The sequence below is a fragment of the Paenibacillus sp. FSL H8-0175 genome, from assembly GCF_045040615.1.
GTDB classification, from domain to species: domain Bacteria; phylum Bacillota; class Bacilli; order Paenibacillales; family Paenibacillaceae; genus Paenibacillus_AQ; species Paenibacillus_AQ odorifer.
On record NZ_CP150299.1, the window covers coordinates 5,530,338 to 5,550,135 of the forward strand.

At 43.9% G+C, this 19,798-nt stretch carries 16 protein-coding genes; 4 read left to right on the plus strand and 12 right to left on the minus strand.

Going from position 1 to position 19,798, the window contains the following annotated elements; translation table 11 throughout:
* Positions 1-59 precede the first annotated feature (59 nt).
* Complete coding sequence (locus MHH46_RS24570; RefSeq protein ID WP_076128972.1) at positions 60-2,285, minus strand: hypothetical protein; 2,226 nt, start codon at positions 2,283-2,285, stop codon at positions 60-62.
* Between the two features lie 209 nt (positions 2,286-2,494).
* Between MHH46_RS24570 and MHH46_RS24575 the strand changes: the two genes are divergently transcribed.
* Together MHH46_RS24575 and MHH46_RS24580 are read left to right on the plus strand one after the other, a co-directional pair.
* Positions 2,495-3,229: an AzlC family ABC transporter permease gene (locus MHH46_RS24575; protein ID WP_036683898.1), complete on the plus strand. Its 735-nt coding sequence runs from the start codon at positions 2,495-2,497 to the stop codon at positions 3,227-3,229.
* A complete protein-coding gene (locus tag MHH46_RS24580) occupies positions 3,220-3,546 on the plus strand; it encodes an AzlD domain-containing protein (protein ID WP_076192109.1) in 327 nt (108 codons plus the stop codon). Before MHH46_RS24575 ends, MHH46_RS24580 begins: the two co-directional genes overlap by 10 nt.
* 341 nt (positions 3,547-3,887) lie before the next feature.
* On the opposite strand, the gene mtaB is transcribed toward MHH46_RS24580, so the two are convergent.
* From mtaB to MHH46_RS24615, 7 genes are all read right to left on the minus strand, one after another.
* The gene (gene mtaB, locus MHH46_RS24585; RefSeq protein WP_076192111.1) at positions 3,888-5,231 is read right to left on the minus strand and encodes a tRNA (N(6)-L-threonylcarbamoyladenosine(37)-C(2))-methylthiotransferase MtaB; all 1,344 of its coding nucleotides are present in this window, start codon (positions 5,229-5,231) and stop codon (positions 3,888-3,890) included.
* Positions 5,232-5,234: 3 nt separating this feature from the next.
* Positions 5,235-5,999 (minus strand): 16S rRNA (uracil(1498)-N(3))-methyltransferase, encoded by a 765-nt coding sequence (locus MHH46_RS24590; RefSeq protein WP_076185272.1) that lies wholly within the window; start codon positions 5,997-5,999, stop codon positions 5,235-5,237.
* A 179-nt stretch (positions 6,000-6,178) separates the two neighbouring features.
* The gene (locus tag MHH46_RS24595) at positions 6,179-6,862 is read right to left on the minus strand and encodes a site-2 protease family protein (RefSeq protein ID WP_076192114.1); all 684 of its coding nucleotides are present in this window, start codon (positions 6,860-6,862) and stop codon (positions 6,179-6,181) included.
* A 2-nt stretch (positions 6,863-6,864) separates the two neighbouring features.
* The gene (prmA, locus tag MHH46_RS24600; protein WP_036683907.1) at positions 6,865-7,917 is read right to left on the minus strand and encodes a 50S ribosomal protein L11 methyltransferase; all 1,053 of its coding nucleotides are present in this window, start codon (positions 7,915-7,917) and stop codon (positions 6,865-6,867) included.
* Between the two features lie 209 nt (positions 7,918-8,126).
* Entirely contained in the window at positions 8,127-8,705 is a 579-nt protein-coding gene (locus tag MHH46_RS24605; RefSeq protein ID WP_076192116.1) for a DNA-3-methyladenine glycosylase I, read from the minus strand.
* A 104-nt stretch (positions 8,706-8,809) separates the two neighbouring features.
* A complete protein-coding gene (locus MHH46_RS24610; RefSeq protein WP_143762742.1) occupies positions 8,810-10,486 on the minus strand; it encodes a DUF4179 domain-containing protein in 1,677 nt (558 codons plus the stop codon).
* Positions 10,446-11,006, minus strand: a complete 561-nt coding sequence (locus tag MHH46_RS24615) for an RNA polymerase sigma factor (protein WP_076192119.1) — start codon at positions 11,004-11,006, stop codon at positions 10,446-10,448. The genes MHH46_RS24610 and MHH46_RS24615 overlap by 41 nt, the downstream gene beginning before the upstream one ends.
* A gap of 291 nt (positions 11,007-11,297) precedes the next feature.
* On the opposite strand from MHH46_RS24615, the gene MHH46_RS24620 reads away from it, so the two are divergent.
* Entirely contained in the window at positions 11,298-11,477 is a 180-nt protein-coding gene (locus MHH46_RS24620; protein WP_076128960.1) for a hypothetical protein, read from the plus strand.
* Positions 11,478-11,691: 214 nt separating this feature from the next.
* On the opposite strand, the gene MHH46_RS24625 is transcribed toward MHH46_RS24620, so the two are convergent.
* The 4 genes from MHH46_RS24625 to MHH46_RS24640 form a co-directional block, all read right to left on the minus strand.
* The gene (locus MHH46_RS24625; RefSeq protein WP_076128958.1) at positions 11,692-12,603 is read right to left on the minus strand and encodes a methyl-accepting chemotaxis protein; all 912 of its coding nucleotides are present in this window, start codon (positions 12,601-12,603) and stop codon (positions 11,692-11,694) included.
* A 639-nt stretch (positions 12,604-13,242) separates the two neighbouring features.
* On the minus strand, positions 13,243-13,617 hold the full coding sequence (locus tag MHH46_RS24630; RefSeq protein WP_076193283.1) for a hypothetical protein: 375 nt from the start codon (positions 13,615-13,617) through the stop codon (positions 13,243-13,245).
* Positions 13,618-13,714: 97 nt separating this feature from the next.
* Positions 13,715-13,894 (minus strand): YfhD family protein, encoded by a 180-nt coding sequence (locus tag MHH46_RS24635; RefSeq protein ID WP_036683923.1) that lies wholly within the window; start codon positions 13,892-13,894, stop codon positions 13,715-13,717.
* 38 nt (positions 13,895-13,932) lie between these two features.
* On the minus strand, positions 13,933-14,292 hold the full coding sequence (locus tag MHH46_RS24640; RefSeq protein ID WP_036683926.1) for a hypothetical protein: 360 nt from the start codon (positions 14,290-14,292) through the stop codon (positions 13,933-13,935).
* A 284-nt stretch (positions 14,293-14,576) separates the two neighbouring features.
* Between MHH46_RS24640 and MHH46_RS24645 the strand changes: the two genes are divergently transcribed.
* The gene (locus MHH46_RS24645) at positions 14,577-19,127 is read left to right on the plus strand and encodes a S8 family serine peptidase (RefSeq protein WP_076193280.1); all 4,551 of its coding nucleotides are present in this window, start codon (positions 14,577-14,579) and stop codon (positions 19,125-19,127) included.
* Positions 19,128-19,798: the final 671 nt, after the last annotated feature.

Consider the following 19,798-nt stretch of genomic DNA (forward strand, 5'->3'; position numbering starts at 1 on the left):
AAAGCAACATAATGTTGGCTTTGCAGATTCATAGTTGATAATTCAGATCCTATTCTCTATTACTTCACTGTCACTGATACTGTAACTGTTTTGCCGCCTAGCTTTCCTTTAATGGATGTCGTTCCTTTACTCACAGCTACAATCTGACCACTTGCAGATACTCTCGCTACAGAAGGCTTGGAGCTAGTCCATACCGCACTTCCAGTAACAACAGCAGTCTTACCAGTATCATACTGTGCAGTCACAACTACATTCTGAACGGCTCCCGGAGCCATTTTCAGTCTGCTCTCATTAACGGTCAGCTTTGTTAATTTAGGAACTACAGTAATTTTGACACTAGCAGCAATCCCTTGGTAAGATCCTGTCAACGTAGCAGTACCTTCTGTTACTGCTTTAACGGTTGTAGCTTTAACCGTAGCAACCGCCTCGTTTGAGGACTCCCAATTCATACTGCTGGAGACATTCCCTGTCTTACCATTAGAATAATAAGCCGTTACCTTTATCGCTTTAGAGCCTTTAATGTTCATTTCGATAGCAGTAGGTTCTACAACTAGCTTAGTAACCTTTTGTTCAATGGTAACTGGGATACTGATGGTTTTATTAGCGTAAGTTCCCTTTAAAGTAGCAGAACCCTTCACCAGTCCTTTGATTACCTTACCGGAAGTTGTTGTCTTGATAATCGCATTCGTACCGGTAAGCTCCCATTCCATAGTTGCAGTAGCATCAAGTTCACTGCCGTTTTCCATCACAGCTTTTACTTCAGGAACAGCCTTCTCTTCACCAGTAACAATCACCAGGTTTTCTTCTGGTCCAAGCAAGACAAGGACTTTATCTTTCACTGTAACCTTTACTTCAACACTTTTTTCTCTTACAGCAGTTTTTGAAGTCGTTGGGTTTTCTGATTTTATTTTACCGATAACCTTCACAATACCTGCCGATTCAGCTACAATCTTGCCGTCTTTAATGGTGGCAATCTCATCATCCGCAGAGGTCCACTCAATATCACTACTAAGATCTAGCTTTGTTCCGTCAAGCTTTGTACCATTTACTTTTGGAAGGCTTACGGTGTCATCTGTGTAAAGCTCCAATTCCGTCTTGTCGGCTGCCAGTTCTGTGATCGTAGGATACACTGTCAGCTTAAAGCTTTTATTAATTCCTCTGTACTCTGCTTTAATAACCGAAGTTCCCACTGCTTTAGCAGTCACTGCCGCAGTATCGCTACCAGGCGTAACGGTTGCCGCCAATTGGTTATCCGAAGTCCATACTGCGCTGCCTGAAATGTTCGGAGTAGAATTCGCAGCATCGCGAACCTCAGCTTTAACGTTCAGGGTTTCGCCCATAAACAGGAATTGATCTCCTGTAGGAGTAAGTAGTAGCGCTTCATAAGGAGCACGTACATATACGTCTACTGTTTGTGTAATCCCTAGATAGGATACTGTAATTACAGCTTTACCAGCAGACAACACTTTGATCTCGCCTTTGTCTACTGTAGCTACACTAGCACTAGAAGAGGACCATTCTGCTTTCTCTGAAATATCATTTGCGCTGGATTTTGTAGTTTCTTTAGTCTCTGCAACCAACTTCAAAGGTGCATCTCCGACTAGCATCTCTAGTTCTTTAACGATTTTGTCGTCATGTTTAAGCTCAATTTCAGAATAAGGCAATTTCACTACAGCCTTAAAGGTTGCTGTTAAGGTCTTGTATTTGGCAGTGATCGTTGCTGTACCTTCACCAGCCAAAGTGATCTTACCTTCTGCAATGGTCAACACGCTTGTGTTGGAGCTGCTCCAAGTAGTATCAGCCGTTACATCCTTAGCAGAAGTCGCTGTTTCTCCACCAATCGCATTGGCTTTGACCAGCAGTTTATCCTCATCATCACCCAATTTGTAGTTCCCTTCAGAACTATATTCGAGCTTCAGTTCTTTAACAGGATGGGCTACCTCAACTTCAATGGTAGCAAGTGCATGATTATAAGTCGCTGTAATAATAGCTTTTCCACTGTCAATCGGAGTCAATAGGCCATTTACTACCTTTACAGCGTTTGTGTTAGAAGAATTCCATACAACTGCACCTGTCACATCTCTTTTAGATGAGGACCCTTCCACATTCGCATATACCTTAAGTTGCTTTGGCGTTTGTCCAACCGTAAGCTCTACTTTAGCGGAGCTTTCGAATTCAATCGAGTTGATATCGCCGGTCGCTGCAAAGACACTTACCGGAAAAACCGCAGTAGCTAACAATATCATGATGAGGAGCATTTTCGTCATTTTCCTGTACACAGTCATTTGTTCTCTCCCTTAGGCTATAATGTCGTTCGGTGGTTTATCCCCACACTCTTTTACTTATATCGACAATTGTACCCTAAGTGTTTACCCCCTGGCTCTATAAAGCGAAATTCGGGACTTTCAGACTAGATAATACGGTAAAGGTTGATCAAAATATTAGGAAGTAATATGCTAACTACTACATTCTTTCTTGAAACAAGGGGGCTACGATGAGTGCAGAGAACGTCCAACTAGAAGCAATCCCGTCTCCTAAACAGGAAGATAGCTTCCTTAAAGGGGTAAAAGATTGTATTCCCACACTACTAGGCTACTTAAGCATCGGACTTGCAGCAGGTGTTGTTCAAAAGACAGCCGGGCTCAGCATTGCTGAGATTGCCTTAATCAGCTTGATTCTTTACGCGGGCTCAGCTCAGTTTATAGCTGCTGGAATGATAGCTGTTAGCAGCTCGCCTGCGGCCATTATTATTACGATATTTATCGTGAATCTTCGCCATATTTTGCTTAGTGCAGCTCTTTCACCTTATTTCCGCCATCTTTCCCCACTGAGAAATATGCTGGTTGGTTCTTTATTGACTGATGAGACCTTCGGAGTTGCCATCAATCAAGCTTTGAATAAGCAGCAAATCAGTGAAAAATGGATGCACGGTCTAAATCTCACCGCTTATTTAAATTGGTTTCTTGCGAATGTAGCGGGAGCTTTTTTAGCTCAGTGGATCTCAGACCCTGATCAATTCGGTTTACAGTTTGCCTTACCTGCGATGTTTATTGGCATTCTTGTAATTTCCATGATTGACCGTAATAAAATCAAACTAGATTTGGTTGTCGCAATCCTTGCCGTGATCATAGCAGTAGGAAGCTCCTTCCTATTCTCCAGCAGTGTTGGAGTGATTATCGCTACAGTCATTGCTTCAACGATAGGGATGGTGTTTGAAAAATGGAAGTAAGATGGGATGTCTTTCTGATCATTCTAGGAGCAGCTTTTGTGACCTTTATTCCCAGGGTGGCTCCGCTCATGATCCTTAGCCGGTTTGAATTGCCAGAATGGGGAATGCGCTGGTTAAACTATGTTCCTATCTCTGTTATGGCAGCATTAATAGGTCAGGAGATATTTTTGAATGATGGGAAATTTTCGTCTTTAGCTAATAACATTGAGCTTTTTGCGGCATTGCCTACTTTTTTGGTTGCGATAAAAACCCGGAGCTTGCTAGGCACTGTACTGGCGGGGATTGTTTCAATCATGATCCTACGGATGTTTTTTTGATCCACTTCTACGCGTTGAAGTCACTATCGGACACAGTTGACCTTATTCGCAGCATTATCCCACTTTTGGAACACTAACGGACACCATAGTCGCTATTGTCATGAAAAACACCTATTATGAACCACTTTCTAAGGAATAGCTGCACTGGAGTCCGAAACTAAGCATAAAAGGCAAAAAAAATGCAAATAACGCCATCTGGGTCCGAAAGCATCATGAGATTGTTATGAATTGGTGGTCTAGACAGCAACAACTTAAAAACAGAGCAGCCCTTCCCCGCTAACGGGAAAATGGCTGCTCTGTTGTCTTTTACTAATATCTATTGCTTAACGGATATCAATTGCTTAACGGACAGCCTGCTGAAGCCCAGTCTGACTAACCCCGACCAACTCACCGCGGCATTCGTTCACGCCAGCTTCCGTTATCCTCACCTGACAAAGTTCTCCTTGGAGTGAATCTTCACCATCGAAGAACACCTGCAAATAGTTGTCGCTAAATCCATGCTGGATATTGCGCCCCGGCGCCCCTTTAGCAGCTCTTTCCGGAATAACACTTAATGTCTGGCCTACAAATTTGCGAGCATAAGCTATTTGCATTTCTTCCGAAAGATCAATCAGTTCCTGCACGCGTACATTTTTGATTTCTTCGTCGATCTGATTCTCCATCCGCGCTGCCGGAGTGCCCGTCCGCTTGGAGTAAGGGAATACGTGCATCTCGGAGTAATTAATAGCCTTCATGAAGTCGTAGCCGGCACGGAACATTTCCTCGGTCTCCCCCGGGAACCCAACGATAACATCCGTAGTAATCCCGACATCTGGCATCGCCTGACGGATCAGCTGCATTTTGGCGTAATATTCTTCTGTCGTATATTTACGGCGCATCGCTTTCAGCACATCATTATGTCCGGCTTGCAGCGGGATATGCAGATGACGGCACATTTTAGAGGAACGGTTCAGCACCTCCAGCAGCTTCTCATCGATCTGGCTTGCTTCGATCGAACTGATACGTACCCGCTCCAGTCCATCCACCTTATCTAGATCCCACAGCAAATCGGCTAGACGGTAATTATCAAGATCGTCACCGTAACCACCGGTATGAATACCCGTGAGCACAAATTCCTTATACCCTGCTTCTACTAATTGATGTGCCTGGGTTACGATACTTTTGGGATCACGGCTGCGGGAAAGTCCACGCGACCATGGAATGATGCAGAATGTGCAGAAGTTGTTGCAGCCATCCTGAATCTTCATAAAAGCACGCGTCCGATCCGCAAAGCCAGGTACATCCATCTCTTCGAATTCACGTGTCTTCATAATATTACGAACAGCGTTGACCGGCTGACGTGAGGCTTCAATGTTCTTTACATGCGTCATGATCTGATCGCGGTCCTGGTTACCAATAACAAGATCGACACCAGGAATATCAAGAATCTCACCAGGAGAGGTCTGCGCATAGCAGCCAGTAACCGCCACGATAGCTTCCGGATTGCGGCGAACGGCACGACGAATCATTTGACGGCTTTTTTTGTCACCTGTATTAGTTACAGTACAAGTATTAATCAGATATACATCGGCGGGTCCCTCGAAATCGACCTGCTCGTAACCTTCATTTTTGAATAGCTGCCAGATGGCTTCGGTGTCATAAAAATTCACTTTACAACCTAAAGTATAAAATGCTACGGATGGCATCTCTTAAGCTCCTCCCATTTCTCCCGATTCATATAAAATACAAGCAGCGGCAACCATGCCCGCTGTCTCACAGCGCAGAATACGCCGTCCTAGTCCTACGGAAACCGCACCAGCTTCTTCTGCCTTTTGGCATTCCTCTGGTGTAAAACCCCCTTCAGGACCTACTACAATCAGTACCTTCCCACCAGCCTGTGGTGAAAGCGAGGATAACCAAGGGGCAACACTGCTGCGAAGCTGCAAGCCTTCTTCTTTTTCATAACAGAAATAAACAGCATCATACTCACTAAAAGTCTGTAGCAGCTGCTTCCAGGATAACGGTGAGCCTACAGCCGGAACGATGTTCCGGTGTGCCTGCTCGGCAGCTTCTTTACAAATTTTACGCCAGCGGTCCAGCCGCTTACTTTCCTTGCGTTCATCGTATTGTACAATCGTGCGCTCCGACAGAAAAGGAATAAAACCAACGGCTCCAATTTCTGTACACTTTTGAATGACAGTTTCCATCTTATCGGCCTTGGGTAAGCTCTGAGCCACTGTGATTTTTATCCGCGGTTCATGCGTCATCTCCAGGGTTTCCAGGATGTTCACTGTCACTTCCCCTATTTCGATCTGAGCAATCTCCACTAACGCTTCACGGGAGACGCCATCGCTGACAATAAGCTTGTCCCCAACCTTACCGCGCATGACTTTGGCAATATGCCTTGCATCTTCCCCGTCAATTCTAACGTTATCTGCACCAAACTGCTCTGGTGTAACAAAATATCGCTGCATCTCTTCATCATCCTGTTCATGAATTCAGTAAGAAGAAACGGTAAAGACGCCTTAATAAAGACGTCACCCGTTTCTTAGAGAAATATAACTATGGATCAGGCGAAATTTAACTATCCTATTTTTCAACAAATTACATAATACAATGTTTAAGCAGGGTTGACCAGACTTCAGTCCCTACCTTAGCTGCCAAACATTCTTAGGAATAGCTGCACAAATGTTCTCGACATTTCACTAGCCCAGTGGCCAAGAGGATCGATGGTATAGGTTCGTAACCCTGGAATAAACAGAATTAATAAAAAGATAAATACAGCCCATTGCTCAAATTGCTGTAATCTGCCCCGAATGGAGCGAGGAGCAATATCCTCCACAATCCGGTATCCATCCAGCGGAGGCAATGGAATCAGATTGAACAAGAATAAAAAGAAGTTCCATTGAATAAAGGTGCCAAAGAACAGATAGACTGCCTCTAAAACGCGATCATTGGAGATCGACTCTAATACACCGGTTGCCGCAAGCCCCCCATATATTAAAGCACCAATAATCCCTAGTAACAGGTTACTGATTGGGCCCGCAGCAGATACAATGACTCCCATCAGACGGGGGCGGCTAAAGTTATCACGGTTTACAGGAACTGGACGTGCCCACCCGAAACCAGCAACCAGCAGCAGTAAAATACCAAAAAAATCGAAGTGTACAGCAGGGTTAAGCGTCATACGTCCTAATAATCTAGCGGTAGGGTCACCGAACTTATTTGCGAAATAAGCATGACTGAATTCATGTACTGTAAAAGCAATTAAAATCGTAATGAGCAGAAAAGGAAGCTGATCCAGATCTACACGTATTATACTTTGCAATATATCCATTTTTACCTCTTTCCGGCTGTAAATGCCACCCAATCTTCTTCACGGGATACTTCCATAATCTCAAAGCCGGACTCTTGTAGTGCGTTAGCCACAAGCCCTTCTTTATCCTTGTAAATACCAGAGGTAATATACAAGCCTCCTGGCTGAAGTGCACGATACACATCATCCGTAAACAATACGATGATTTCTGCCAAAATATTCGCAACTACAATCTTCACCGGGAGTGTAACGCCGAGGCTATCCTCTGTTACTTGCTCAGCAGGTGTTCCCTCAAGAGTGTGACCCGGTCTAGCGGATGGCCACATTTCTCCAGCAGCCGTGTCAGCTACACCTTCACCGCCTAGCAAGGAGAGCAGGTCGCTTTCTTTTACCGTAATGAACTTTTCAAGTTTATTCAGTGCTACATTCTCGCGCGCACTTTCAACAGCTACAGGGTCCAAATCTAACGCCAGCACGGATTTCGCACCGAGCAGCATCGCACCTACAGCCAATATTCCTGAACCCGTACCAACATCGATTACTTCTTCGCCGCCGCTAATATTCTTCTCAAGCGCACGCAGGCACAAAGCTGTTGTAGGGTGAGTCCCTGTACCAAATGCCATACCAGGGTCCAGCTCAATGATTGCTTCATCTGGGCTCTCAGGCGTATATTCCTCCCAAGTTGGTTTAATCGTGAGACGCTCCGATACCCTGAGCGGTTTAAAATATTGCTTCCAAGCATGCGCCCATTCGTCTTCATCTACGGTTTTCCAAGAAATCAGCGATTTGCCCGGATCAATGCCGTACTCACGCAATTCTGCTACCCGTGGAGTCAGTTCTTCTATAACAGCATCCATATCCGTGGAATCGGCATAATAACCTTTGATTACCGCTTCCCCTTCTGGGATATCATTCAAGGGTTGGTCGTATAATTCACCGTAACGCGTATTCCGTTCTTTACTGAGTGTTCCGGATTCTTCAATAGAAACCCCACCCGCTCCTGCTTCATATAAAAAATTCGAAATCATTTCTTGTGCATCTTCTGTTGTATGTATCGTCACTTCATGCCATAACATCTTTATGTGATCCTCCTAAAGTTTTGTGAGCGTTAGCTTCATTGATTAACTTCGTGCAAAACTGGCTTCGAAAGCATAGGCTTAGTTTTGTGAGCGTTAGCTTCATTGATTAACTTCGTGCAAAACTGGCTTCGTAAGCATAGACTTAGTTTTGTGAGCATTCGCTTCATAGTATAACATTTCTTCTTGGGGTAACGCCAAACTACAGATCAACGCTCTGCCATGCCCGTGCTGTTCCTGCAAAAGCAATCGAGCGAATGATCATCTACCATCCCCGATGCCTGCATAAAAGCATAACATATGGTAGAGCCGACAAACTTCATGCCTCGCTTTTTTAATGCTTTACTCATTGCGTCAGACTGAGCCGTTGAAGCAGGGACATCCGCACGTGTCTTCCAATGGTTAAGTGTAGGCGCGCCCCCCACAAAGCTCCAGAGATAATCTGAAAAGCTGCCTGTTTCCGCACTAATTTGCAAATATACTTTTGCATTACGAATGATAGAATCAATCTTTAAGCGATTTCTAATAATCCCGGGATCGTTCATCAGCTCAGCAATTTTCAGCTCATCATAATGCACAATTTTTTCCGGATCAAATCCATCAAATACCTCTCTGTAATGTGCCCGTTTTTTTAAGACGGTGTACCAGCTTAACCCTGCCTGCATGCCTTCGAGCATAAGTAATTCAAACAGCTTCCGGTCATCATACAGAGGTTTGCCCCACTCTTCATCATGGTATGCGATATATAAAGGATCCTCATTAACCCAAGCACAGCGAGTGATTTCCATCCTTTTCTCTCCTTTACGCTAATCCTCGCTGAGTCCACTCAGCATCTACTCACTGTAAACGAAAAAAAGGGAAGAACACAAGGTTCCTCCCTAAAAAAGATTTTCTATGGCCGCAGCTGCACTCTTGTTTCTTTATCCGGATCGTCAGTCGTATAGAAGAATATATAAATAGAAGCTTCTGTACCTTTGAAACCCTTGTAAACATCAATGGCCTTATTGTTTCCATCCCCCGTGAAATTAACGGTCAGAGGTTTACCTAAAATACGCTCTTTCCCCAGTCCGATATGGGTCTGGTTAATTCCACCGAAGCGAGCATCTTCACTTTCAGTCTCTACATAAAGATCGGCACCCTGCATATAGTACGTCCATTTTACCGGGTATCCGCTAAGCTGCTGGATAAGCGTCTGTTTCTTATCAGATATATTCGTCAACAGAAGTGGTGTTTTTTCGTCCTTGTTAATTTTATAGCTGCCGTGCTGAGTCACCTTGTATTTAGCAACAAAGGTAATTGGCGTCTCTTCTGTGATTTCAAGGTCAACTGGCCGCTCAAAACGAAGCACTGTTAATTCCGGCTCACCTTCTGGAGATCTCCAGAAATTGCCCTCCAGCGTCTTGCCTGCTACTTCAAGAGTAGACTTTTGATACGGGAAATTGTTGCCTTTCTCTTTACTTCTAATAGCGATTCGAATTTGAGTAGGCGTCACTACCATTTTCTCCAGCGTGTAATTAGGTTCGCCCTCTTCTAGCGGCAGATTCAATGAAGTATTTATGGTCCCGCTCTCCATCTGCTTTTTGCTTAGTTGAAGATCAAAAGCTAGGGGCCCCTCAACCTTTTTCTCTTGTTTCATGTACTGCAGCTTGTAATTCACTTCTCCGCTGGAAATATCAGCCGCCTTAAAATATTGCTGGGACGTATATTCCCCGTTTTCTCCCGGTGTACCGAAAGCACCTCCAGCCAGCGAATTTATGAGCGTTCCGTTTTTGTAAGCGACTATATTTGGAAAGGCCCATTCTTTTGTTTCTGGCTGATCAAAAATGATCGCTGAAGAGAATAATATTTTTTCTTGTCCTTGGGTAAAAGGTTTCACCTCTATGCTGCGCATTCCTTCCTGTCCAATAGGAAAATTTTGTGTCTCCTGCGATTGGATATCCAGCGGTAAATCTAACTCCTGTGTGCTAAAGGCTTGCAGATTATCTGCAACTAGTTGCACATTCACAGTATCCTTTTTCGGTGTCCAATCACTCTCGAAATATCCGTTGTAATGTTGATTTTTCTCATCCCATAACACATAACTGAACTCACTAGGACCATTCGCCCCATCTGCGCCCTTCAAAGTCATTCCATTAACATTCCAATTTTCATTTTCCAAGCGTTTTCCTACATCCAAAGTGAATAAGATAACCGTCCGATTCTCATCCACAATCGCTGTATGTAGCTTCAGAGTTACTCCATCCTGCGTCACTGACTGGTTCAGTTGTTGTCCGAGATTTTGGGCCAGCGCTGCTTGAACGCCTCCTCTCCCATGGAGCAAATTATCCCAATCATAATGCACTGCTGCATATACGGGTGCCGCTGCAATAAGTACTGAAAATGAAGCCACCACAGCTATTTTACTCCAGTTTCTCCCTCTGTTCCCGCTACCATTCGCCATACGAAGTTGTAGGGGAGTCATTGTACTGTTTTCTTGCTCTAAACGTCCCCACATGCGTTCAAAATCTGGATAAGGCACGCCTTTATCTTCATTTAAACGATGCTCCAGCATATTTTCTAACTTTTTCAAAAGCTTCGCCCTCCTTTAGTTCAAGTTGAACCCCAGCCTCCTGCAGGATTCTCCTCATTACCGTTAGCCCTTTATGCAGCCTAGATTTGGTCGTTCCAAGTGGAATGGACAGCAGATCCGAAATTTCAGCCAGACTGAAATCATGCATATACCTAAGTGTGAGCACCATCCTAAGTTTGATAGGGACCTTGCTCATATATTGCGCCCACTCGACCTCCGTCTCACGCTGCTCAATCTGCTGCTCCACAGCTGTTTCTGCCGTTTTATTAAAGAAATGAAGGTTGTCCGTAATCTTCTGTTGTAAAGTCCGTTTTCGTTTCAAATGATTGAGGCAATGGTTGACCGTTATTTTCATAATCCAAGCCTTGATATGCTCCACGTGCTCACGATTACTGCGAAATACGGTAATAAAGACATCCTGAGTCAAATCCTCTGCATCCGCCGCGTCATGCACCATATAGTAGCAAGTCCGGTATACATCTTTATTGTAGGTTTCAAATAACTCCCGGTTACTCTCCAAATTTTACGCCCTCCTTTCTTGACTGAGATATCTATATGACAACCAATCCTTGGAAAAGGTTCGTTTTTCTGAGCATAAACTATCGCTACTCTTAAAGACATAGAGAAAATCAAACAGGCTTAATAATCTGAATGAAGCAAATGGAGGAAGGACAATGACTCTTTTAACTACTGGTCCGTAGAAAACAATGTTAACTCAGAAAACAACACAAGACTTACACAACAGGTCACTGTCAAAATTGCTAATGGTAGCGGTCAGATTGCTTCCACAGTTCTGATCGAAGGCTACTACATGAATGAAGAAAGAATTCAATATGTAGGTGATCTGCTAGATGTGATGCCAAATCATCCAATCCAACTCTCATTTTGGGGTAAAGACAGTGCAGAGAAATTAGTAGCCCAGCATCGATTAGCTACAGCAGAATTACTCGGATATGGGGCAACTGGGGCAACTGGGGGGACGGGGGGCTAAAGGTGGGACTGGCTCTGATGGGGCGATTGGGGACACCGGAGTTACTAAGGTTAGTATTACTGTAGACGGAGTCATCACAAATCATAGATATATGATTCCTACCTTGATTGTTAACAAAATCGGATAATACCAACAATAAAAGGGTCCATCTCTTTCAAGTAGGAGACCGACCCTTTTTTGCTGATATTCAATCTATCAACATACATATTAACAATTAAAGGATATCCATAACCTCGCGCGCTTGTGTGTCGAGATTTTGTGCAGAAGAAGCAATCTTCGAAAAATCCTCCAACGCTACCAGAACCTGCTGCTGACTATCTTCTATACTTTCTTGTACTTGATTTGTACCTATAGAGATCTTTCCAATTTCCAGCGTGATCGCATCCACACTATCCCGTACCTTTATGATCGAATCTTGTACCATGGAAGATAATTTTCTTACTTCTTTTGCCACTACGTCAAAACCTCGCCCATACTCCCCGGCATGCGCTGCCTCAATAGCAGCATTTAGGGCTAATAATTGCGTTTGCGAAGCAATATCGCGAATCGTTTGCACGATGCTATGAATCGCTACAGCTTGCTTTTCAAGATTAGCTAAAGTATGTGTATTTTCTATCGATACTTCGGCGATTTTGTTGATGCTTCGTAATAATTCTTGACTGCGCTCAATACCTAAATCTGCTCTTTGATTCAAGCTGTCTGCCATCTCTTGCATCCGTTGCACAACATTACTCATGTTGTTTTGTCTTTGGGTGATATTAGTTGCTATTTTAGATACTCCGATGACTTGTTCATTGCTTTCATCAAATACTGGCATGTAGGTAGCTTCAAGCCAAACCGCATTTCCTTTCGAATCCATTCGTTCGATCTTATCCTGAAAACTCTTCCCTGTAAAAAGATCCTGCCAAAACCGTTCGTAACCTGGGCTATCTGCGAAATGTGGAAAACAGAACTCTTTATGATGCATTCCGTACATTTCATCTTTTTTATATCCCATGGAATTTGCAAAAACTTCATTCACATAAGCTACCCGGCGATCAAGGTCAAACCGGATAATAGCTAAATTTCTTTCTAAAGATCTAACAACAAGCTCATCAGTAACTCCTTGAGAGTGTACCAGCCCCATTCTAATTCCCCCTGAAAAAATTCAATAGTTGATTGGTCGTAGCTAGTATATTCGAACAATTATACATCCTTAATCTGTAGTGGGATATTAGCTATTTTACTTAAAATATTTATAACATCTGCAGACGTTAATATACTCGAAATGATGATAATTAGGGAAAACATCCCTAATGATGTGCAAGATTCGAAGGTTGATCTATCATTTAGGGAAATACTCCCCAAAAACTCATGAAATCAGGCCTTTTTCTATCTTTTCAGGGGATTTTCAGGGAGGTTTTCCCTAATTTCATTTTCCAACAGAAAAATATCTACAGCTACGTCGACTATGAGACCCCCAAATTCTTCTTAGCGGTAACCTTACTTATAAGCTAAAAACTTGCCTAACTTAGTTCATTTTTACTGATCCATTACCAAAAACCCCAGCTGCAAATATCAGCTAGGGTTCAAACTCTCAATTTCATTTTCAAATTCCTATCATTCTCAATCCCATGTAGCAAAGTATGGAAGTTCCTCCGATTCAAATGCACTCCAGCCAGACTGCGGCGCAGCAAGCCACGCCTACCCTCGCCTTCGTGCAGCAGTTATCTGCAACCTGGGCGAATATTTTCCTTCTCCCATTGTACGCACAGTCAAAAGTATCTTACTTATTGGATTTATAATCTTTTATCTTAATCCCCAAAACCATATCCTTCTGATATGCGTCAGCTTGCTTCAAACCAATAATCCTTGGGTCTAAAGGGTAGTGACGTTCAAGATATAACAAAAATGCGTGATGAAACCTAATTTCAGCATCCAATTTATTCAGTTCATTCGGATGATTCTCTAGTTCGGTTAATCTTGCTTCCCATCGATACAAATCGCTCGCCTCAGAGCGCTCCATACGAACCTTCTCTGTCAGCTCCCGCAACTCACGATAGGCGCGTTTTACTTTTGGAGAGTACAACTGCTTCTGGTTCAAATAGGTTAATAATGCGATCAATAAGGCTAACCCTGTCCACAAAATAACGTTATCCATCTTTTCCCCCCACACTTAAGCTCTTCGCCCTAATTATACATGCCCAAACGCAAAAATACCCCACAAAGTGAGGTATCCGCCTTAGCTTTTTTAGCTGCTATTCTTTCTTCATAATCTCATTCAGCTGACGTTTGTCCGCTTCTTGTGCGCGATCCTGAGCTTCAATATCATCAAGATCGGCTTCCGCCGCGGAGAATTCTACATCCTCTGCTTTAGCTTCGTATAACATTTTCAATTTCTCCGTCTTGGAGAAGATTTGTGAGTTCTCTCTATCCATTGTTCGTCTCCTTTCTTCTTACTCAATGAAGTGCCTGATCAGACCATCCCGCCTGCTTCTTCAATTAAGCGCAGAGCCTGATCGTAGGACTCCGTATGCACAATAACCGTAAGCAAAATATCTCTCCCCGTTGGACCACCGTTACCACCATGACTCATCCCGCTAGAGCTGGTGTCCGCAGCTGCAAGTATGCCTGTGTGTGCATGCTCAGCAGTCATGGAGTCCATTCTGGCCACATTGCCTGTCACCGGATTTACCCCTGAGCTAAAGCTGGTACCTCCATATCTACTGAAGCGATCAATGGAAACTTCAATGGCCCGAAGTGCACGAAGCTTGCGCGCGACGCCTTCGGCTTCCTCTGGACTTTTAAAATATGCCAAAATATATCTTTCCGACATCTTATCCCCGCTCTCGCTTGAAATTCAGACATCTGTTGCATTCATTTATATTGTCTTAATTTCACTTGTTTTATGCTCTGATTTTCTTATATTCCACTTATCTACTGGGAATTCGACATTTTCCTCAACGCTTCGCTGCAATATGGTACTAAAGTTGTATATTCGATTTGAAGTTATAGCTGTAGAATAAATTTAATTTTCATAATTTTTTACATTTTATTTTGAGGAGGAGAACCACAGACACATTGCAATACAAAAAAATTCATTTGGGAGGATGAACTTATTTGAAACGTACCTTTAAACACTCTATTCAAAGATTTGGTATTGGAGCGGCAAGCTTCGGACTGGCTGTGTCTGTTCTTTTTCCATCAGCTGCATTTGCGAACTCATCCCTTGAATCTTCAACCCTGGTTACGGATGTACAGTCTCAAAGTGTAACCCCTCATAACTATGCTGGAATACTCAAAGGTTCAGCACCAGTTTCAGTAATTGTGGAATTGACTAATAAACCAGTCAGTGTGTATGTAAATGAGGCAAAAACTTATTCTTTACGATCCTCAGTCTCCTCACAACGCAGTAAAATTATCTCAGAGCATAAAAGCTTTATTTCCTCAACACAGAAAATCGATGCCGATATCGGTTTTGAATACAGTGAGATTTTTAACGGGTATTCCATTACGCTGCCAGCCAATCAAGTAAACAAGCTGTTAGAGCTTCCAGGCGTTGCGGCTATCTATCCAAATGAAGAAGTACATGCACTAGCAGACAGTGTTGAAGTAGCGACATTACCTGTTACACGTTCCTATTCAGACAGCGGCAAGCTAATAGGCGCGGACAAACTACATGATTTAGGTTACACAGGCAAAGATGTACAGGTAGCTGTTGTCGATACTGGTATTGATAAGAATCACCCTTTGTTAAAAGATAATTATAAGGGCGGCTATGATGTATATGATCAGGATGATGATCCTGCTGAAACAGCCCCTGATGCTAACTTCCCTCCAAGAGCAGGTACTCCTTACGAAACCTCGCATGGTACACACGTTGCCGGGACAATTTTAGATGTGGCACCTGAGGTAGAATTGTATGCGTATCGCGTACTTGGTCCCTATGGATCTGGTTCCACAGCGGATGTAATTGCGGGTATTGAGAAAGCGGTCGATGACGGAGCAGATGTTATTAACCTATCTCTAGGCTCTAGTGTCAACCAAAGCTATTCCGCGAGTTCAATCGCGATAGACAATACCGTAAAATCGGGCGTGAACGTTATTATTGCCGCCGGTAACGCTGGACCGGATGCAGGAACACTGGGCGAACCCGCTGGTGCCCAACTCGCGCTTAGTGTTGGAGCTTCTACTACTCCGATAAATACCCCTTTCTTTGATATTGGTGATGTTAAAAAGATTCCCGGGACATTAGCCAGTTACTCCCCAGATTTAATCGATAATATTGCTGGCAGTAAGATCGTTTTCGCTGGTCTTGGGAGTCCTTCCGATTACAAAAATCTGGATGTCAAAGATAAGGTAGTGCTTGTTGATCGGGGCTCGCTGAGCTTCTCAGACAAATCTCTTAATGCCAAAGCTGCTGGTGCGAAGCTTTTGCTGATTGCCAATAATGAGCCTGGTGAAATCAGCCCCACCCTTGGTGCGCCTGGGGATTACATTCCTACCTACGGAATCAGTCAAGCCGATGGCAAAAAAATAAAAACTCAGATGGCTGCTGCTAAAGATATAATCAGTTACTATATAGCGCTTGAAGTAAATCAGTTAGCAAACTTCAGTTCTATGGGTCCAGGGATGCCCGATTATCTAATAAAACCTGATGTTGTAGCGCCCGGAGTCAATATCAACTCGACGATCCCTAGCTGGGATGGGAACTATGACCATGCTTTCGGCTTAAAAAATGGCACTAGCATGGCAACCCCACATGTTGTAGGAGCTGTGGCTTTGTTACTGAGTAAAAACTCTGATCTGAAGCCAAATGAAATTAAAGCTCTGCTGATGAACAATGCTGATCCTATTTTTAACCGTGATGGGAATTCTTACTCCTTGTACCAACAAGGTGCAGGTTTAATTAATCTGGAGAAGTCGATAAACGCTAAATCCATTGCTAAAGTCGGTGAGATCCTTAACAGCGGTCTTCCGGGTACTGTTGAAATCCCTTATTACACAGGTTCCTTATCCTTCGGCTTACAGCCAAAGGGTGTTACTGTAACGAAAGCTGTCTATGTAGAGGACTTTAAAGGAAACGGAGAAACATACACCCTGTCCACCAAATGGCTGACAGAAGCTCCTACTGATATTAGTATTGATTTTGCACCAAACAGCGTTACCTCAGGGGCAGATCAATATGCACAATTTACACTCAATGTATCTAAAACAGCAAAAGAGGGCGCATATGAAGGCATCCTGTTACTTACCTCTGATACAGAAACCCTTCGTCTGCCATTTAACGTTGTTGTAGGTGACCAATTTAATGTAGCACCTATTAATCAGCTCTCTTTTGAAAGTCCACAAATTTCACCTAATGGTGATGGTCGCTCAGACGACACCACCTTTACCTTTTCTGTCAATGAAGAGCTGGAAGGCATAAGTTTCGTTGCCTCTTCAAAAGATGCTCCCGCAACAGTTTTAGGTGAAGTTTATGCGATCGATGAGAAGATCTATCGTGGTGTATACGAAGTTCCAAATTGGGATGGAACATTAACAGACCTGGAGACCTCCGCCAAGTCTACTTTAGCAGATGGTCACTACTACATCATTCCTGTGCTTCCCAATGGGCAACTGCTCGAGAAACAAAAGGCCGAGTTCACAATTGATACCGAGAAGCCGCTAGTTTCCGGCATCACCATTGAGGAGTATGAACGCGAAGCGCCAACCGATCCTGGCGTGGCACAAATTAGTGGTTTCATTGATGATGACCTAATGGCCTATTATATTTCTAATACAAACCCTATTGGAAACTGGTTTACCGTATATGCCGAAGGCAAACATTATGATGGGAATGCTTATAAATTTGGCGGTGTGATTGCAAATAACGGTGCCTTTACCATTGATGTTCCTGTTAACGAGGGGCTAAATGAGTACAAAGTCCATGTGGTCGATAAAGTTGGCAATGGTGCAGACGACGATGATTACGTTCAGCGGCTGCTTTATAGCACAGGGGACGGTACTTTCACAGTAACTCCGGCTCTTTCTGCATCCACCATTGAAGTAGGACAATCTGTGACCGTTAATTTAGATTATTCCGTGACAGATGAGGTTTATGGCGTCTATGGGGCTTCATTCGGTGTCATATACGATGATTCCCTTGAAACACCGGTAATCCAGCCAAGCGTACAGCTGGTTACGTATCAAGAGGAGCATTTCTCTAGTGTTCCACTTACAGAATATTCACAAACGTATGACCTTGGAGACGGCCACAAACTGACACAATATAGTGTCAATCTGTCAGGAGGTGCTTATCACGGCTCTGGCTCACTAGCCCAAATAACCTTCGAACCAGCAACAGCAGGAGATTATTCCTTTGAGCTATATGATGTCCAGATTTGGAATGATGCCACAACATCAACTATCCCATCTGGTTTGAGAACAGTAAGTGTAACTGTAAACACACCTGAAAAACCTACACCAACGCCGACACCGACACCAACGCCAACACCATCAGCAACGCCAGATCCAACAGAAACACCAACACCGACACCAACACCATCGCCTACATCGCCTCCATCTTCTGAGTCGTATGTACCTACAGCAACCAGCACTCCCACTCCTGGACCTTCTTCCAAATCCGGGAAGCTAGTAGAGACAGCCGATCCAGCTGGTGGTAAAGCTTCAGCGGTGTTTAATATCTTAGATACTGCATTAACAAATTCGATTCAGAATGCAAAAGATAAGACTTCTGTACTTGATCTTAGCGATGTGAATTTCAATAAGTATAGCCAAGTCGTTATTACGCTTACCCCGGCGCAAGCTGAACAGTTGAAGAAATCGGAGAATGCACTCAGCCTTAACGGTAATGGATTCAATGTTCTTATTCCAGCGGCAACCCTTCCGGATTTCATTAGCAGCAGTGGTTTGTTGCTTACGATAAGTCTGGCTGATGCTAGTGATGCAGCAGTGTTATCAGAAAGCTCAGCTGCGATCAATATTGGTTCTTCCATTCTTACCATCAAAAATGGTTGGACAACCGGAAAGCCGGTTACCCTTCAGCTTAATCTAAAAGACAGCAGTCTACGTGATGCTCGAAAAACTGCCGCCTATGCAGAAACAAAGGATCATAAATGGTCCTATCTGCAACCTGGATCTTTCTCTAAAGAAGGTATTCTACAGTTTACAGTTACTGGCGACGGCTCTTATAGCGTGGCATCCCGTAATGTAAGCTTCAAGGATATCGGCACACACTGGGCTAAAGGCGATATCGAAGTTCTTGCTGCTCATGGCATCATTGCCGGCAAAGGAACCGATGGCAGCTTCAAGCCTGCTGACACCTTAAATCAAGCGGAACTGTTAACGCTCTTCGACCGTCTACTCGGAAAAGGTGACACATGGAATACTCGTATCAAACAAAGTGGTTCACGCGATGTGCTGACTCGCGAAGAAGCAGCCCTTATCATTGCTGAGGCCCTAGGCGCTGATCTTACAGTAGCTAAGACTCCTTTGAGCTTTAAGGATGCCGACAACATCGCTGCAGAAGCACGTAACGCCGTAGCCTATGCTGTAAGCAAAGGTTATCTCAAGGGCGTTGGTGCGGACAACTTCAATCCACAAGGCACTCTGACTCGTGCACAAGCAGCAACCATTCTGAGCCGTGTGTTTGAGGACCTACGTTCTTAACCAGTATCTAGTTGAACTCTCAAAGAAAGCCCCAGCAGCCATTTGGCTGCTGGGGCTTTCTCGTCTTAAGGTCACATCTGCGGCGTATACGAGGCAACTATCGGACACAGTTGCACTTAAACGCTGATTTATGCGACTTTTACCATGCCAACGGACCCCATAGTCGCAATTAGCACGAAAGACACCAAATATGAGCGTGTTACTAGGCAATAGCTGCACTGGAGTCCGAAACTTCGCACAAAAGGAGAAAAATGTGCTAATTGCATCAGCTGAGTCCGACTTCGCACAAAAGGCGATAAATGTGCAAATAGCGTCAGCTGAGTCCGTATACCTCCAGCCTCTTCTGGGTCCTATCCACTCAGATGATTATACTCAACGCTATCGGACACAGTTGCACTTAAATGCTGGATTATGCGACATTTGCCATGCCAACGGACCCCATAGTCACTTTTAGCACGAAAAACACCAATCATGAGCACTTTTCTAGGCAATAGCTGCACTGGAGTCCGAAACTTCGCTCAAAAGGCGATAAATTTGCAAATAGCGTCATCTGGGTCCGTATGCCTCCAGCGTCTTCCGGGTCCTATCCACGCAGAAGATTATGCTCGGCACTATCGGACACCGTTGCACTTAAACGCTGATTTATGCGACTTTTGCCATGCCAACGGACC

Coding starts and splice junctions, on each gene's coding strand:
- MHH46_RS24570 (WP_076128972.1), bottom strand. CDS start 2,285: ATGACTGTGTACAGGAAAATGACGAAAATGCTCCTCATCATGATATTG.
- MHH46_RS24575 (WP_036683898.1), top strand. CDS start 2,495: ATGAGTGCAGAGAACGTCCAACTAGAAGCAATCCCGTCTCCTAAACAG.
- MHH46_RS24580 (WP_076192109.1), top strand. CDS start 3,220: ATGGAAGTAAGATGGGATGTCTTTCTGATCATTCTAGGAGCAGCTTTT.
- mtaB (WP_076192111.1), bottom strand. CDS start 5,231: ATGCCATCCGTAGCATTTTATACTTTAGGTTGTAAAGTGAATTTTTAT.
- MHH46_RS24590 (WP_076185272.1), bottom strand. CDS start 5,999: ATGCAGCGATATTTTGTTACACCAGAGCAGTTTGGTGCAGATAACGTT.
- MHH46_RS24595 (WP_076192114.1), bottom strand. CDS start 6,862: ATGGATATATTGCAAAGTATAATACGTGTAGATCTGGATCAGCTTCCT.
- prmA (WP_036683907.1), bottom strand. CDS start 7,917: ATGTTATGGCATGAAGTGACGATACATACAACAGAAGATGCACAAGAA.
- MHH46_RS24605 (WP_076192116.1), bottom strand. CDS start 8,705: ATGGAAATCACTCGCTGTGCTTGGGTTAATGAGGATCCTTTATATATC.
- MHH46_RS24620 (WP_076128960.1), top strand. CDS start 11,298: ATGAATGAAGAAAGAATTCAATATGTAGGTGATCTGCTAGATGTGATG.
- MHH46_RS24625 (WP_076128958.1), bottom strand. CDS start 12,603: ATGGGGCTGGTACACTCTCAAGGAGTTACTGATGAGCTTGTTGTTAGA.
- MHH46_RS24630 (WP_076193283.1), bottom strand. CDS start 13,617: ATGGATAACGTTATTTTGTGGACAGGGTTAGCCTTATTGATCGCATTA.
- MHH46_RS24635 (WP_036683923.1), bottom strand. CDS start 13,894: ATGGATAGAGAGAACTCACAAATCTTCTCCAAGACGGAGAAATTGAAA.
- MHH46_RS24640 (WP_036683926.1), bottom strand. CDS start 14,292: ATGTCGGAAAGATATATTTTGGCATATTTTAAAAGTCCAGAGGAAGCC.